The sequence below is a fragment of the Cellulomonas pasadenensis genome (genome assembly GCF_047229365.1).
In the GTDB taxonomy this organism is placed as follows: Bacteria; Actinomycetota; Actinomycetes; order Actinomycetales; family Cellulomonadaceae; genus Cellulomonas.
In genome coordinates this window covers 62,034-76,960 of sequence record NZ_JBFTEP010000001.1, presented here as the reverse complement: position 1 = coordinate 76,960, position 14,927 = coordinate 62,034, and the positions used below count along the sequence as shown (strand labels likewise).

Sequence of the window (14,927 nt, the reverse complement as noted above, 5' to 3'; positions counted from 1 at the left end):
GCCCGGACCGGGCGGCCGCCTCAGCGCCGGCGCGCGGTGACCGTCGCGACGACGGGGGCGAGCACCGCGATCCCGGCGGCCACGAACGCCGCCGTGGCGACGGTCCCGTCGAGCAGCGGGCCGTTCGAGCGGCCGAGGCCGATCCACAGCAGGCCCCAGCCCATGGCGAGCCCGATCGGCACGACGACGGTCGGTCGGCGGCGCCCGAACACCGCGTACGCGACCGACAGCGCGGCGGCGGCCGCGAGCACGACGACGGACCACCCGGTCGCGCCGAGGCCGAGCTCGCCGACCTCGGCGTCGGCGAGGAACGCCGCGGTGTTGGCGAGCGTGGCGACGCTGACCCAGCCCGTGTACAGCCCGACGGTCAGGTCGGTGACGAGCGACGTGGCGCGGCCCGTGTGCGGCAGCCGGACGAGCTTCACGTAGGTCGTCGCGAGCACGGCCAGCAGGGCCACGATGACGAGCACGCTGCCGCCGACCGAGTCCGCCTGCACCACGGCGATCCACAGCGCGTTGAGCAGCATCGACGCGAGCACCCACCACGCGACGGCGCGCAGCCGACGGTCGGTGGCCTGCCGCGGCAGCGCCTGCACGACGGCGAACACCGCGAGGCCGGTGTAGATGACCGACCAGATGGAGAACGCGGGGCCGTCCGGTGCGAGCGGCGTGGCGGTGGCGGACAGGGCGCCGCCGGCGGCCTCCGCGACCGGCTGGCCGCCGAACGCGCCGGAGCCGATCGCGGCGCCGACGATCGCGACGGCGGCGCCGACGAGGACCGTGACCTGACGGACCCGGTCGCGGGACGTGGCGGGGCGGCCGACGGCCGCGGTCATGGTCTCCATGCCCCCAGCGTGCCAGTGCTCAGCATGCTGAGCATCTCGAACGGCGGCGGTGCGCCGCGGTGTGCGGGCCGTCGCCGCCGGACCGCCTCAGGCCGCCCGGCGACGCAGCAGCGCCCCGACGAGCGCGACCGCCGCGACCGTGAGCGCGCCGGTGCGCACGGCGTTCGCCCGCAGGAGGCTGTCGAGCACGTCGGGGGAGAACCCGGCCGCGTCGAGGCGGTCGTGCATCGGGATCGCCCAGAGCACGGTGACGCCGATCGAGACGAGCCCACCGGCGGCGGCGACCGCGGCGAGCGGGCGCGGGACGTCGGCCGGGCGCGTCCACGGCAGCGCCGCCGCGGCGAGGAAGCCGACGAAGCCCGGCACGACCACGACCCACGGGATCGCCGCCCCGTACGCCAGGTGGTAGGCGGCGAACTCCGCGGCACCGACGTCCCCGAACAGCGGGTACGACACGGCCTGGGCCTGCCAGGCGACGCCCGTGGAGTACACGGTGAGCGCGGCGGTGGCGCCGAGCGTCCAGTCGCGCCACGTCAGCGCGCGCGTGGCGGATCGGGTCGGGACGAGCCGAGCAGGCGCGCGCCACCCGCGCGGCGGTGCTCGCCGCGGCGGCCGACCTGTTCGCCGAGCAGGGGTACGCCGCGACGAGCGTCGCCGCCGTCGCCGCGCGCGCCGGGGTGTCGACGCAGACCGTCTACAACACCGTCAGCGGCAAGCCGCAGCTGCTCAAGGCGGCCTACGACGTCGCGCTCGCGGGCGACGACGAGCCCGTGCCGATGGCGGAGCGCCCCGAGGTGCGGCGCCTGTACGCCCTCACCGACCCGGCGGCGTTCCTGCACGGCTACGCCGAGCTCGGCCGGCAGCTGCTCGAGCGCGTCGGGCCGCTCATGCTGCGGCTCGCGAACGGCGCGGCCGCCGGCGACCCCGACCTCGTCGAGCACGTGCGCGTCACCGACGGCGAGCGGGCCGTCGGCACCCTCATGGTCGCCCGGCGCGTCGAGGAGCTCGGCGCCCTGGCGCCCGGCCTCACGGCCGAGGCGGCGCGCGACCGCATCTGGACCCTCAACAGCGTCCAGGTGTGGCACCTGCTGGTCGCGGGTCGCGGCTGGTCGCACGACGAGTACGCCGCCTGGATCGGCGACGCGATGTGCGCCGCCGTGCTGGCCCGCTGACGGCGCACCGCACGGTGCGCGGGCGGCGGCCGCGGCGCAGGACCGCGAGCGTGGCGACCGCCAGCGGGGCGTTGACCAACCCAGGGACGCCGACCCAGAAGGACCCAGCGCCGAGCCGGACGTCGCCCGGCGTGCCGCGTCGAGCGTCGTCCGCCCCGCCCCGCAGCCGACGTCGAGCACCCGGTCGGCGGCGGTGAGGCCGGCGGCGACGAGGAACGGGTCGTCGTACTCCTGCAGCGCGGCGTCGTACTGGTCGGCGTGGCGGGCCCAGTGGTCGCCCTCGGGCCCGTCCCACGCCCGCAGCTGGGCGACGTTCCCCTCGGCGACGCGCAGGCGCTCGGCGCCCCGCACCGTGACGTCCTCGCTCATGGTCCCGCCTCCTCTTGCTATAGTCCCTTTGGGACTATTCCTTAATAGTCCCGAAGGGAGGACCATGTCAAGCACTCCGGCCCTGTCGACGACGTCGTACGCCGTGCTCAGCCTCCTCGCGCTGCGTCCCTGGAGCACGTACGAGCTGACCCGGCAGATGGACCGCAGCGTGGGCCGCATGTGGCCGCGCGCGCAGAGCAAGCTCTACGAGGAGCCCAAGAAGCTCGTCGCGCACGGCCTCGCGGAGGCGACGGCCGAGAGCACCGGCCGCCGCGCCCGCACGGTCTACGCCATCACCGACGCAGGCCGCGAGGCCCTCGCGCGCTGGCACCGGGAGCCGGGCGCGGGCCCCGTGCTCGAGTTCGAGCAGCTGCTCAAGATCACCTTCGCCGAGCACGGCACCACGGACGACGCGCTCGCCACGCTCACCGCGGCACGGGCGTGGGCGCGCGCCCAGAACGAGGAGAACCTCGCGGCCGCGCGTGCCTACGAGGCCGACGCGGGGCCGTTCCCGGAGCGCGCCGCGCAGACGATGCTGGTCGGGCGGTTCCTCACCGACTACTACCGGCTCGTCGCCGAGTGGGCGGACTGGGCGACCGGCGTCGTCGCCGACTGGCCGCCGGACCCGGGCCGGGCGGTCGCCGTCCCGGAGGAGATGCGCGAGACCGCCCGGCGCGCCGACTGGTGAGCAGCCGCGCGCGTCACCAGGCCGCGCGCACGTAGTCCTTGAGGAAGCAGCCGTACAGGTCCTCGCCCGCCTCGCCGCGCACGATCGGGTCGTACACGCGCGCGGCGCCGTCCACCAGGTCCAGCGGGGCGTGGAAGCCCTCCTCGGCGAGGCGCACCTTGGTGGGGTGCGGGCGCTCGTCGGTGATCCAGCCGGTGTCGACGGCGGTCATGAGGATGCCGTCGGTGAGCATCTCCGCCGCGCTCGTGCGCGTCAGCATGTTGAGCGCGGCCTTGCTCATGTTCGTGTGCGGGTGCCCCGGGCCCTTGTAGCCGCGCGCGAACACCCCCTCCATGGCGGAGACGTTGACGACGTACGTCCGGCGCGCCGGCGACGCGGCCAGAGCCGGTCGCAGGCGGCTGATGAGGAGGAACGGCGCCGTCTGGTTGCACAGCTGCACCTCGAGCAGCTCCATCGGGTCGACCTGCTCCACGGTCGCGACCCAGCTGTTCGTCCCGGCGACGTCCGGGACCAGCCCGCCCGCGTCGACCGACGTGCCGGCGACGAGCCGCTCGAGGCTCGCCGCCTCCGCCGTCAGGGACTGCGCGACCAGCTCGTCCGCGGCCGCGCGCGCCGCCCGCTCGATCGCGAGCGCCGGGCTCGTCAGATCGCTCACCGACCCGGCGAGCGCCCGCGGGTGCGCGTCGCTCGTCTGCCCGAACGTCGTGATCATCCGCGCCGCGTCGGCGGGCAGCGGCGCCGACTCCGCGTCGGCGATCCGCGCGTACGCCCCGGGGGAGCGGCGCACGGTCTGCGCGGCGTTGTTGACGAGCACGTCGAGGTGCCCCTCCGCCGCGACGTGGTCCGCGAGCGCCACCACCTGCGACGGGTCGCGCAGGTCGATGCCGACCACGTGCAGGCGGTGCAGCCACTCCTCGGCGTCCGGCATCGCGCGGAACCGGCGGACCGCGTCCCGCGGGAACCGGGTCGTGATCGTGAGGTCCGCGCCGTCGCGCAGCAGGCGCAGCGCGATGTACATGCCGATCTTCGCGCGGCCGCCCGTGAGCAGCGCGCGCCGGCCGGTCAGGTCCGTGCGGGCGTCCCGCTTGGCGTGGTGCAGCGCCGCGCACGGCGGGCAGAGCTGGTGGTAGAACGCGTCGACCACCGTGTAGTCCTGCTTGCAGACGTAGCAGGGCCGCGCGCGCAGCAGCGTCCCGGCGGTCGCGCCCGTCGTCGCCGACGTCAGCGGCAGGCCGTTGGTCTCGTCGTCGATGCGCCCGGGACTGCCCGTCGCGGTCGCGGCGACGACGGCCGCGTCGGCCGCCGCGATGATGCGCCGCTTCTCGCCACGGCGGTGCTTCTTCGCCGCCTTGAACAGCCCGGACGCGGCGCGACGGGCCGACGCGTGCTGCGGGTGGTCCTGCGGCAGGACGGCCACCTGGTCGACGACCCGCAGGAACGTCGCGAAGTCGGCGGGGTTCACCCCCGGCAGCTCCGGTGCCGCGCCGCTCGCGCGGGCGCGGTGGAGGGAGTCGTCGGCGGGGGCGACCGACGTGGGGGTGTGCGCGCTCATGCGCCGTCCGTCCTGCGTGGGGGAGGGCCGACGCGATCGCGGGCCCGGGGGATCGTACGCGGCGTTGCACGTCGGCCCGCGGACGGCCGCGTCTCCTAGGGTGCCGCCATGGGTGTCGACGGTGGCGTGGGGCGTGACGCCGCGCCGCACCGCGTCGTGCCGGGCAGCGCACGACCGTGCGGGTGCCACGTGCGCCTGCCCGAGTACCGCGACGTCCTCTGCGACGAGCACGCGGCGCGGCGTCGGGAGCGGCGTGACGCCGAGCGGCACCGTGCCGAGCAGCGGGCCCAGGACGCGGTGCGGCGCCTGCCGTGGACGGGCCCGGGTGGCCGCGCGTTCCGGTGGGCGCTGGTGGCTGCCCTGGTCACGGTCGTCGGCGCCGTCATGTGGCGGGACGCGGCGGCGGAGCGTGCCGCGTTCGAGGCGGGGTACGTGACCACCACCGCGACGGTCGACCGCCACGACGAGCGGTTCCGCGGTCCCGACTCGTACGACGTCACCTTCGCCGTCGACGGCCGGACGCACCACGCCGCGCTCGAGGACGTCGACGAGGACCTGCGGGTGGGTGGCGACGTCCGCGTCGACCTCGCCGTCGCCGATCCCGACGTGGTGCGCGTCAGCGGGTACGACAGCGCCGCGGACGCCGCCGCGGCCGCGTGGCTCGCCGCGGTGGCGGCCGCCGTGACGGCCGCCCTCCTCGGGACGTCGGCCGCGGCCCGGCGCAGGTCCACCACGCCGTCGACGGACCAGGGCGGCCACCGGCCGTCCTGATCGGACCAGGGCAGGGCGGGACGCCGATGTGTCTGCCGGTGCCGGACGCGGTTCGGGTTCCGCGCCCCGTCACGACGAGCGCGCCCAGACCTACCGCGGCGGCGTCGTCCTGGCCTGGCTCCGGGGCTGAGCCTCGTCCCCTAACCTCCACGCATGGAGTCGCCCCGCCTACGGATCGAACGGCACGCGTCCGGCGACCGGGACGCGGTCCGGACGATCCTGGAGGACCTGCCCCAGTGGTTCGGCCGTCCTGACGCCACCGAGGCCTACGTCACCGCCGCCGACACGCTCCCGAACTACGTCGCCATCACGCCGGCCGGTGAGCAGATCGGCGTCGTGCTCATCGAGCAGCACTTTCCCGAGACGGCGGAGATCCACCTCATGGCCGTGAAGCGCGCCTGGCACCGCCAGGGCGTCGGCAAGGCTCTGCTCACCGAGGTCGAAGGCGATCTCCTCTCGCGTGGCACGCGCATGCTCACCGTGAAGACACTCGGGGAGGCCGACCCCGACGAGGGCTACCGCCGAACTCGGCTGTTCTACGGCGACCAGGGCTTCGTCCGCCTCGAGGAGCTCCCCGACCTCTGGCCCGGCACTCCCTGCCTCTTCATGGCCAAGCTGCTGCTCTGACGTGCGAGGCGAAGGCGGCCGACCGGGAGACACGCCCTGGCGGCGAGCAGCTCCGTCGACGCCGGGCCGGACGCCCACGGAGCGGCGTCCCGCGCACGTAGGTTGCCCCTGTGACCCGCACCCGGACCGCCGTCGCCGTCTCCGCCCCGGTGCTCGTGCTGGCCGCGTGCGCGGGCCTCGGGGCCGGTGCGTCGTCCACGGAGCCGGCGGACCGCGCCGCGCTCGCGGCCCGCGCCGAGCCGGCCGGGATCGCGCCCGAGCTGGTGCGCGTCACGGAGCTCGACGGGTTCGGGCTCGCGACGCAGTCCGTGGGGGTCTCCGGCGGGGACGGCATGGCGGCCGTGTACACGCGCACCGACGGAGACACCCTCGACACGGTGCTGCTCCGGGCGGACCGGTACCCCGACCCGACCGCCGTCCCGTGCGGCGAGCTGGCCGGCTCGCCCGACGAGGTCCTGCGGTGCTCCCTCGTGCACGACGACGTGCACGTCGTGCTCGAGGGCGAGGGCGTCGACCCCGCGACGCTGCGCGCGGCCGCCGCGGCGGTCCGGGTGCCGCGCGCGGGCGAGCTCGGCCACCTGTTCAGCGACGCCCCCGTGGTCGGCCCCCCGGTGGAGCGCGGCGACCTGCCGCCGCACGGCGACGGCGCCCCGGTCGACCCGCCGGCGGTCGGCGGCTGACGCCGTGCGCGCGCCACCCGGCGCGCGCCTCCACCCTTCGATGCAAGCGCGCACGTCCCACCCTCCGCACGGCGCGGTGCGAGGTCCCCGGTTCCTAGCGTCGAGTCACGTCACACCGACTCCGACGAAAGGGAACTCCGATGAGCGTCCTCCCTGCTCAGGCAGCCGCACCCTCGCGGCGCGGCGGCGTGCTCGACGTCGTCCGCCGCCGTCCGGTCCTGTCGTTCTTCGTGCTCGCCATCGCCGCCAGCTGGATCGCGTGGATCCCGTACGTCCTGTCGCTGCACGGCCTCGGCGTGTGGGACCTCCGCTTCCCCGGGGACGAGGGCGGGCAGCTGCTCGGCATGCTCCCCGGCGCGTACCTCGGCCCCATCGGCGCCGCCCTGTTCGTCACCGCCGTGGCCGACGGGCGGGCGGGGCTGCGCGCGTGGGCGCGCCGGCTGTGGCGGTGGCGCGTGAGCTGGCGCTGGTACGTCGGCATCCTCGCCGGCGTCCCCCTCGCGCTGGTGCTGTCCGGGTTGCTGTTCTCCGGCGGCGAGGTGCAGGTGCCGTCCGCGGCGGTGCTCGCGGCGCTCGTCCCGGGGCTCCTCATGCAGATGGTCACCACGGGTCTCGCCGAGGAGCCGGGCTGGCGGGACTTCGCGCTGCCCCGCGTGCAGCGCCGGATCGGCGGGCTCGGCGCGGCCCTCGTCGTCGGGGTCCTGTGGGGCGTCTGGCACCTGCCGTTGTTCCTGACCTCGTGGGGCGGGTACCCGGAGGTGCCGTGGTTCCGGCCGGTCGCCTTCGTCGCCTTCTGCATCACGTTCAGCGTCGTGATGACGTGGGTGTTCAACCGCACGGGGCAGAGCCTGCCGATGTCGATGCTGCTGCACGTCAGCATCAACAACTTCGCGTCCGTCGCGTGGGCCGACGTGTTCCCGGGCATGGGACGCGACACGGTGCAGAGCGCGCTGCTGGTCGCGGCCGGCGTCGGCGCGGTCGTCGTGCTCGTCCGCAGCCGCGGCGACCTCGGGTACCGGCCGGACGTCACGCCCGGCGTGCACGGTCAGCCGTCGCCGCAGCCGGCCGCCACGACCGGGCTCGCGCGCGAGGCGGCGCGTCTATCGTGACCACGGTGATCGAGCGACTCGCTCAGCGCGGCCGCCGGACGACCTCGGTCGTACCGGCGGCCTGCTGGCTGCTCGCGACCGCTCTGCTCGCGGGGTCGACGATCGCCACCGGGGCGGGGCAGGCCCCCGCGGTCGGCGTGCCGGGGTCCGGGACCGCGGCCTGGTGGTGGGCGGTGCTGGTGCTGGCCCTGCAGGCGGTGACGCTCGGCGTCGCCCGTGCGCGCCCGCGCGCCGCGGTGCTGGTCACCGCCGCCCTGGTCCCCGCGCTGCTGGGCCTCGGCGAGGTGGTCGGGGTCGGGCTCCTGGCGGTGGTCGTCGCGGTGTACCGGGCGGTGCTCGCGCGACCCGCCCGCCGGCTGACGCCCACGCTGCTGGCGGCCGGCGTGCTGGTCGCCGTGGGCGTGGCGGCCGCGGAGACCGGGGTCGGCAACGGCGGGTGGCCGGCCGTCGTCGCCGGAGCGCTGCAGGGGGTGGCGGCCGTGGGCCTGCCGCTCGGGCTGGGCAGCGTCGTGGGGGCACGACGGGACGCGGTGGCGGCCCTCGCCCGCACGGTCGAGGCGCAGGGTCGGGCCCGGGACGCGCTCGTGCAGGTCGCCGTCGAGCGGGAGCGGACTGCGATGGCGCGCGAGCTGCACGACATCGCGGCGCACCACCTGTCCGGCATCGCGGTGATGACGGCGGCGATCGGCCGGCAGATCGACGTCGACCCGGACGGCGCCAAGCGGGCCGTCGCGCAGGTGCGGGAGCAGAGCACCGCGATGCTGCGCGACCTGCGGCACCTCGTCGTGCTGCTGCGCGACGTCGACTCCCCGTCGGACCCGGCCGCGCCGGTGCGGATGGAGACGCTCGCGGGCGTCTCCGACCTCGTCGCGCGGGCGCGGGCGTCGGGGCTGGCCGTCGACCTGCGCACCGCCGGCCCCGTCGCGGAGCTCGCCGCGTCCGGCGCGGTCGGCCCGCTCGCGCAGCTCGCGGCGTACCGCGTCGTGCAGGAGGCGCTGGCCAACGCGGCCCGGCACGCGACCGGTGCGCGCTGCGAGGTCGCCCTGGACGCGCGCGCCGACGGCCGGGTCGAGGTCGTCGTCCGCAACGACGCGCCGGCACCCGGCGGCACGCCCGCCCGGCACGATCCCGGCTACGGCCTCGTCGGCATGCGGGAGCGTGCCGAGCTGACCGGCGCCACCCTCCGGTACGGGCCGACCGACGACGGCGGCTGGGAGGTCGCGCTGTCCGTCCCCACCACCGCCGCACCCGCGACGACCCAGGAGCAGCACCGATGAGCGACGCCGACCCCGCCGCGCCGCCCGTGCGCGTCCTCGTGGCGGACGACCAGCCGCTCGTGCGCGCCGGCCTGTCCACCATGCTCGCGACCGAGCCGGGCATCGAGGTCGTCGGCGAGGCAGCGGACGGCACGACCGCCGTCGAGCTCGCGCGCGCCCTGCGTCCCGACGTCGTGTGCATGGACATCCGCATGCCCGGCACGGACGGCATCACCGCGACCCGCGCGCTCTGCGGCCCGGACGTCGCCGACCCGGTCCCGGTGCTCGTGCTGACGACCTTCGACGTCGACGAGTACCTGTTCGGCGCGCTCGAGGCGGGCGCGTCCGGGTTCCTGCTCAAGGACGCCGAGCCGGCGACGCTCGTCGAGGCGGTCCGCTCGGTGGCCGCGGGGCACGGCATGCTCGCGAACGCCCTGACCCGGCGCGTCCTGCGGGAGGTGGTCACGCGCCGCCGGACCGTGCCCGTCACGGCCGCGCGCGCCAGCGAGCTGCTGACCCCGCGCGAGCTCGACATCCTCCTGCTGCTGGCGCAGGGCATGTCGAACGAGGACATCGCCCGCGAGCTGTACCTCGAGGTGTCGACGGTGAAGTCGCACCTGGCGCGGGTCATGCCGAAGCTGGGCGTGCGCTCGCGGCTGCAGGCCGTCGTGTGGGCGTACCAGAACGGGATCGTCGACGTCGGGCGCTGACCGGCGGCGTCGTCCGCCCGCACCGGTGGCCCACGGGCGCGGCGCCCGCCCGGCCGCCGCGTCGCCTCCTACGCTGGTCGGGTGGCCACCGGGATCCGTCGTCAGCGCGCCGCGCGCCGGCGGGCGCGGCGGCTCGGGCGGGTCGAGAACGACCTGACCGACCGGGAGTGGGCCGCGCTGGTCGACGCCTGGGGCGGCTGCGCCTACTGCGGCGCCGCCGACCGCGCCCTGCAGCGCGACTGCGTGCTCCCGATCTCGCGCGGCGGGCGCTACACCGTCGACAACGTGGTGCCGGCGTGCGCGTCGTGCAACGCGAGCAAGTGCAACACCGAGGTGACCGCGTGGCTGCGGCGCAAGCGTCTCGACGAGCGGGCGTTCCTGCTGCGGCACGCGACGGTCCGCGCCGGGCTGCGCGGCGGTCCGCCGGACGGGGCGCCGGTCGACCCGGCGGACGAGGTGCCGGTCCGCCCGGCGTCCTGACCGGACCGGTCCGGGACGGTCGGGCGCCGGCACGTGCCGGCGTACCAGGGTGGTCGGCGGGAGGGAGCACCGTGATCGCCTGGCTCAACCGGCTCGTGGACGTCGTCGAGGAGGACCTCGCGCAGGAGCTCGACGTCGCCGGCCTGGCCGCGAGGTCGGGCACCACCGAGCACCACCTGCGCCGGATGTTCTCGTCGCTGGCGGGCATGCCGCTGTCGGAGTACGTGCGCCGCCGGCGCATGACCCTCGCCGCGGCGGACGTCGTCGCCGGCGGGGACCTGCTCGGCGTCGCGGTGCGCCACGGGTACGGCTCGGCCGAGGCCTTCGGGCGGGCGTTCCGGGCGGTGCACGGCGTCAGCCCGGGACAGGCCCGGCGTGACGGCGGCCCCCTCCGCACCCAGCCCCGCCTCAGGTTCCGCCTGACCGTCGAAGGAGCATCGGCCATGGACGTCCGCCTCGTCACCACGCCCGCCTTCCGCCTCGTGGGCCACGCCGCCCGCGTCCCCCTCGTCCACCACGGGGTCAACCCCGCGATCCAGCAGCACGTCGCGGCGCTCGACCCGCAGGAGCACGTGCGGCTGCGCGCCCTCGGTGACACGGAGCCGCGCGGCCTGCTCGCCGTCAGCACCGACCTCGACCCGGACCGCCGCGAGGGGAGCGAGCTCACGTACCTGCACGGCGTGGCCGTCAGCGACGCGGTCGAGGTGCCCGAGGACCTCGACGTCGTCGCCGTCGACGCCGGCTCGTGGGCCGTCTTCCGCGCCGCGGGCGCCTACCCGGACGCCCTGCAGGCGGTGTGGGCCGCGACGGCGACCGAGTGGTTCCCGTCGAACCCGTGGCGGCTGCGGCCCGGTCCGGAGGTGGTCGCGGTGCTCGACCGCGCCGACGACTTCCGCACCGCGACGGTCGAGCTCTGGCTGCCGGTCGAGGGCGCCTGAGCGCCGGCGCCGCGCATTCACCCCGTGGTCTCCTTGCCCGCGACGCGGCGGTGCCCATAAGACGGACGAACCGGACACCGCGACCGACGCGGTGCCGGACGTCCACGGGGGGTTCCCACATGACCGCACGACTCCGTCCCGCGCTCGCCGCGGGTGTCCTCGCCGCCGCGCTCGCGCTGTCGACGACGCCCGCCCACGCCGAGCCGCGCGGACCCGCCGGGTGGACCCCGGTCGAGCTCGGCACGCTCGGCGGCGCCCGCACGACGCCCACGGCCGTCAACGACCGCGGCCAGGTCGTCGGCACGTCCGAGACGGCCGACGGCCGGTGGCACGCGTTCCTGTGGGACCGCGGCGTCATGACCGACCTGACCCCCGACGCGCAGTCCGCCACGGCGACCGACATCTCGACCAGGGGGCACGTGACCGGCTACGTGCAGCCCGCGCCGGGCGAGGCGTCCGACGCGTTCCTGTGGCGGGGCGGCACCACGACGGTCCTCGCCGAGGACGGCTACGGGCTGGCGGTGAACGAGCGCGGGCAGGTCGGCGGCTCGGTCGCGCAGCCGGCGACGTGGTCGGAGAACCCCTTCGTCTGGACGGCGGGCACCCGCACCGACCTGACGCCTCCGCCGTTCCCCGACGCGCGCACCAGCGCGTCGCTCCTCGACCTCAACGACCGCGGTGAGGTGCTCGCGGCCAGCGAGTACACCGACGACTCCGACCTCGTCTACGTCTGGTCGCGCGGCCGGTTCACGGAGCTGCGGGACGCGGGCGCCCGGCTGCGGGGGGTCGACCTCAACGACCGCGGGCACGTCGCCGGGTCCGTGGGCCGGACCGGCTGGTTCCGCGAGGCGGCGCTCTGGCGGGACGGTGCGATCCGGCGCCTGGGCGTGCTGCCGGGGCACGAGACGTCCCTCGCCCTCGCGCTCAACGACGCGGGGCTCGTGGTCGGCGTCAGCGCGCCGGCGCCCGGTCAGCGGGGCACGGGCGTCGTCTGGCGGGACGGCGTGCCCGTGCCGCTCGGCGTGGTCGGGGAGGGGTGGAGCCTCGCGAGCGACGTCAACGAGCGCGGGCAGGTCGCCGGCCAGCTGGGCGCGACGACGGCCGGCGGGGCCGAGGTCGCGCAGCCGTTCGTGTGGCAGGACGGGCGTCTCGTGCCGCTCGGCGCGCTCACCGAGGACGACGTCACCGTCGTCGACCTCAGCGAGAAGGGGCACGTCCTCACCGTCACGGGCGACTTCCTCGCGGAGCGCGGCGTGCTGTGGGTGCCGGCGGCGCCGCGGTCGTGACCCGGCCGCGGTCCGGTCGGGCCCCGGCCTGACGGCCCGGGGGACGCGGGTGCGGGCGGCCGTCGTGACCGCCCGCACCCCGCGCGCCGGGGACGGCCGCCGTGCGCGGCGTCAGACGGGCACGGACAGGCCCTGCAGCCAGTCGCGCCAGCCCGGCTCCTCGCGCCGCACCACGTCCGCGGCGTCGGGCGAGAACAGGAACGCCCGCACGCCGGCCGCGGCCTTCCCGTCGTCCTCGGCGTAGACCGACGCGGTGAGCATGCCCGGCACCGGTGCGGTGAGCCGGACCAGCGCGTGCCGCTCGCCGAGCCGCACGACCGTGCCGGCGACGCCGCGCGCCTCGACCGTCGCGCCCTCCGCGTGCAGGCCGAGCGCGTCGCGCAGCGTCGACCACAGCGTCGCGGCGTCGCCGGGGTGAGTGGCGGAGACCTCCATCTGCGTCGCCTCCTGGCCGGCGAAGTCCGCGAGGTACAGCCGCAGGACGTCGAACGACGGCAGCCACCCGGGGCCCATGCCGTCCCACCACTCCTGCTCCCAGTCGGCGCCGGTGCCGAACCCGCTGCTGGTCACCCGCACGACGCACGTGCCGCCCGAGCGCGCCTCGACGACGAACTCCGACGTGAGCGGGCTGAGCGCCTGCGGGTCCACGCCCATGAGCGCGGCCCAGTCCTCCTCGTAGACGAGGCGGTGCGGCGGCTCCCACCGCGTGACGTGGCCGTCGGAGCCCATGTCCGGGCCCATGGAGAAGTGCAGGGCCCCGCCCTCGCGCTCCTCCAGCTGCGTCGGCAGGAACCACGCGCTCATGCCGGCGGCGGTGGCGACGGCCTGCCACACCTGCTCGGGGGTGCCGGGCACCTCGACGCTGAACTCCAGGCGGTACGGGACGTGCGGTGCGGTGCTCATGGTCCCTCCTCGGGGACGGGGTGGGCGGCGACGACGAGCCGGTGCGGGCGCCCGTCGTCGTGGTGGTAGCGCGCGGCCAGGTCGAGCACCGCGGCGGTGAGGTCGTCGGCGAAGGCGGCCCGGTCGGCGGCGGACCGGAAGCCGATCCGCGTGTCGATCGTGAGCGTCGGCAGGCGGCCTCCGGACGTGCTCGCGCGGCGGGCCAGGGCGCCGACCTCGCGGACGAGCCGGCCGGCGAGCGCGACGAGGTAGCGGGCCGACAGGTGGTCCGCTGTGGCGTCGGGGTCGGCGGCGGACGCGCTGACGGCGGCCGGCGACACGACGTACGACGCCGCCGACGCCTCGAGCACCCGCTCGGTGATGCCGCCGTGCCGGCGCTCCTCGGCCAGCCGGACGAGGCCGTGCGCCTCGAGCGTGCGCAGGTGGTAGTTGACCTTCTGCCGTGCGATGCCGACCCGTGCGGCGAGCCCGGCGGCCGACGCCGGGACCGCCAGCTCCGTGAGCAGGCGGGCCCGGACCGGGTCGAGCGCGGCCGCGGCCGCGTCGGCGTCCTCGATGACCTCGACGTCGTGCATGTGTCCACCGTGGCCCTTGACAACGAATGTTGTCAAGGGCCGGCGCGGGCCGGCGCCGGTGTCACGCCGGTGGTCGGCGCGCCGACGGGCGGACGTGTCAGCGCGGCGACACGTGGAAGACGGGCCAGCCGATCTCCGTCCGCCACGCCGCCGGGTCCGCGGTGTCCCGGGGGCCCACCGCGTACGTCTCCCGCACCGGGCCGGACACGGTGAGCGCGTTGGCGACCACCCACGCGCCGAGCTCCCCGTACGTGACCTGGATGTCGTCGTGCTCGCCGACGTGGGTGGCGACGGCCAGCTCGACCGCCGGCAGGGTCACCGGGTGCACGCGGCCCACGTGCGCGGGCCGGTCCGTCGGCCGGTGCACGAGCACGTGCCCGTGCCCGTGCGCGAACAGCGCGTCGTCGTACAGCCCACCGGGGGCGCCGGTGGGGGCGTCGACGACGGCGTCGAGCTCCGCCATCGCGCCGGAGTACCAGGCGAGGACGTCGTCGTGCGCGACGTCGCCCTCGACCGCCGCCACGGTGGTCGCGGGCACGGTGCGCAGCTCGACGTGCAGCGGCGGCGGCTCGGGCGCCAGCAGCCGGCGGAGCGACGCGACGGCGGCGCGCGTCCGGGCGAGCTCGTGCTCGAGGCGCTCCAGGTGCTCCGCCACGAGGCGGGCACGCGCGGTCGGGTCGGAGGTGCGCAGGATGCGCCGCACGTCCGCGAGGGGGACGTCGAGCTCGCGCAGCCGGTGGACGACCTGCGCGGTCGGGATCTGGTCGGGGCTGTACCAGCGGTAGCCGGTCGCGTCGTCGACCGTCGCCGGCTCGAGCAGGCCCGCGTCGTGGTAGCGGCGCAGCGTCCGCACGCTCAGGTGGGTGAGGCGGGAGAACTCGCCGATGGCCAGCACGACGCCATCGTGCACCCTCCCCCGGGGAGAGGGTCCAGCGCTTGCGCCTCCCCGCACGGGAGCACGCACGG

General features: G+C 76.5%; 17 protein-coding genes. 11 read left to right on the top strand and 6 right to left on the bottom strand.

Annotation, left to right across the window (positions count from 1 at the left end; translation table 11 throughout):
• Positions 1-20 precede the first annotated feature (20 nt).
• Together AB6N23_RS00430 and AB6N23_RS00425 are read right to left on the bottom strand one after the other, a co-directional pair.
• Positions 21-845 (bottom strand): TspO/MBR family protein, encoded by an 825-nt coding sequence (locus tag AB6N23_RS00430; protein WP_412863709.1) that lies wholly within the window; start codon positions 843-845, stop codon positions 21-23.
• Between the two features lie 87 nt (positions 846-932).
• Positions 933-1,337, bottom strand: a complete 405-nt coding sequence (locus AB6N23_RS00425; RefSeq protein WP_412863707.1) for a hypothetical protein — start codon at positions 1,335-1,337, stop codon at positions 933-935.
• 104 nt (positions 1,338-1,441) lie between these two features.
• Between AB6N23_RS00425 and AB6N23_RS00420 the strand changes: the two genes are divergently transcribed.
• On the top strand, positions 1,442-2,017 hold the full coding sequence (locus tag AB6N23_RS00420) for a TetR family transcriptional regulator (protein ID WP_412863705.1): 576 nt from the start codon (positions 1,442-1,444) through the stop codon (positions 2,015-2,017).
• A gap of 433 nt (positions 2,018-2,450) precedes the next feature.
• Positions 2,451-3,074, top strand: a complete 624-nt coding sequence (locus AB6N23_RS00415; RefSeq protein ID WP_412863703.1) for a PadR family transcriptional regulator — start codon at positions 2,451-2,453, stop codon at positions 3,072-3,074.
• A 13-nt stretch (positions 3,075-3,087) separates the two neighbouring features.
• Here AB6N23_RS00415 and AB6N23_RS00410 read toward each other — a convergent pair whose 3' ends face one another.
• Entirely contained in the window at positions 3,088-4,626 is a 1,539-nt protein-coding gene (locus AB6N23_RS00410) for an SDR family NAD(P)-dependent oxidoreductase (RefSeq protein ID WP_412863701.1), read from the bottom strand.
• A 108-nt stretch (positions 4,627-4,734) separates the two neighbouring features.
• Between AB6N23_RS00410 and AB6N23_RS00405 the strand changes: the two genes are divergently transcribed.
• From AB6N23_RS00405 to AB6N23_RS00365, 9 genes are all read left to right on the top strand, one after another.
• Positions 4,735-5,397, top strand: coding sequence for a hypothetical protein (locus AB6N23_RS00405; RefSeq protein ID WP_412863699.1), 663 nt, complete (start codon positions 4,735-4,737; stop codon positions 5,395-5,397).
• A gap of 153 nt (positions 5,398-5,550) precedes the next feature.
• A complete protein-coding gene (locus AB6N23_RS00400) occupies positions 5,551-6,024 on the top strand; it encodes a GNAT family N-acetyltransferase (protein WP_412863697.1) in 474 nt (157 codons plus the stop codon).
• A gap of 110 nt (positions 6,025-6,134) precedes the next feature.
• Positions 6,135-6,704, top strand: a complete 570-nt coding sequence (locus AB6N23_RS00395) for a hypothetical protein (protein WP_412863695.1) — start codon at positions 6,135-6,137, stop codon at positions 6,702-6,704.
• 140 nt (positions 6,705-6,844) lie between these two features.
• The gene (locus tag AB6N23_RS00390) at positions 6,845-7,813 is read left to right on the top strand and encodes a CPBP family intramembrane glutamic endopeptidase (protein ID WP_412863693.1); all 969 of its coding nucleotides are present in this window, start codon (positions 6,845-6,847) and stop codon (positions 7,811-7,813) included.
• Between the two features lie 5 nt (positions 7,814-7,818).
• Positions 7,819-9,090: a sensor histidine kinase gene (locus AB6N23_RS00385; protein WP_412863691.1), complete on the top strand. Its 1,272-nt coding sequence runs from the start codon at positions 7,819-7,821 to the stop codon at positions 9,088-9,090.
• Positions 9,087-9,779, top strand: a complete 693-nt coding sequence (locus tag AB6N23_RS00380) for a response regulator (protein WP_412863689.1) — start codon at positions 9,087-9,089, stop codon at positions 9,777-9,779. Before AB6N23_RS00385 ends, AB6N23_RS00380 begins: the two co-directional genes overlap by 4 nt.
• An 81-nt stretch (positions 9,780-9,860) precedes the next feature.
• A complete protein-coding gene (locus AB6N23_RS00375) occupies positions 9,861-10,259 on the top strand; it encodes an HNH endonuclease (RefSeq protein WP_412863687.1) in 399 nt (132 codons plus the stop codon).
• Between the two features lie 71 nt (positions 10,260-10,330).
• Complete coding sequence (locus AB6N23_RS00370) at positions 10,331-11,197, top strand: AraC family transcriptional regulator (protein ID WP_412863685.1); 867 nt, start codon at positions 10,331-10,333, stop codon at positions 11,195-11,197.
• 119 nt (positions 11,198-11,316) lie between these two features.
• Positions 11,317-12,483, top strand: coding sequence for a hypothetical protein (locus AB6N23_RS00365; RefSeq protein ID WP_412863683.1), 1,167 nt, complete (start codon positions 11,317-11,319; stop codon positions 12,481-12,483).
• Between the two features lie 111 nt (positions 12,484-12,594).
• On the opposite strand, the gene AB6N23_RS00360 is transcribed toward AB6N23_RS00365, so the two are convergent.
• The 3 genes from AB6N23_RS00360 to AB6N23_RS00350 form a co-directional block, all read right to left on the bottom strand.
• Positions 12,595-13,386 carry an SRPBCC family protein gene (locus tag AB6N23_RS00360; protein ID WP_412863681.1) on the bottom strand — a complete coding sequence of 264 codons (792 nt, stop codon included), beginning with the start codon at positions 13,384-13,386 and terminating at the stop codon, positions 12,595-12,597.
• Positions 13,383-13,961, bottom strand: a complete 579-nt coding sequence (locus tag AB6N23_RS00355) for an ArsR/SmtB family transcription factor (protein WP_378208798.1) — start codon at positions 13,959-13,961, stop codon at positions 13,383-13,385. Before AB6N23_RS00355 ends, AB6N23_RS00360 begins: the two co-directional genes overlap by 4 nt.
• A 97-nt stretch (positions 13,962-14,058) precedes the next feature.
• Entirely contained in the window at positions 14,059-14,856 is a 798-nt protein-coding gene (locus AB6N23_RS00350) for a MerR family transcriptional regulator (RefSeq protein WP_412863678.1), read from the bottom strand.
• Between the last annotated feature and the right edge of the window lie 71 nt (positions 14,857-14,927).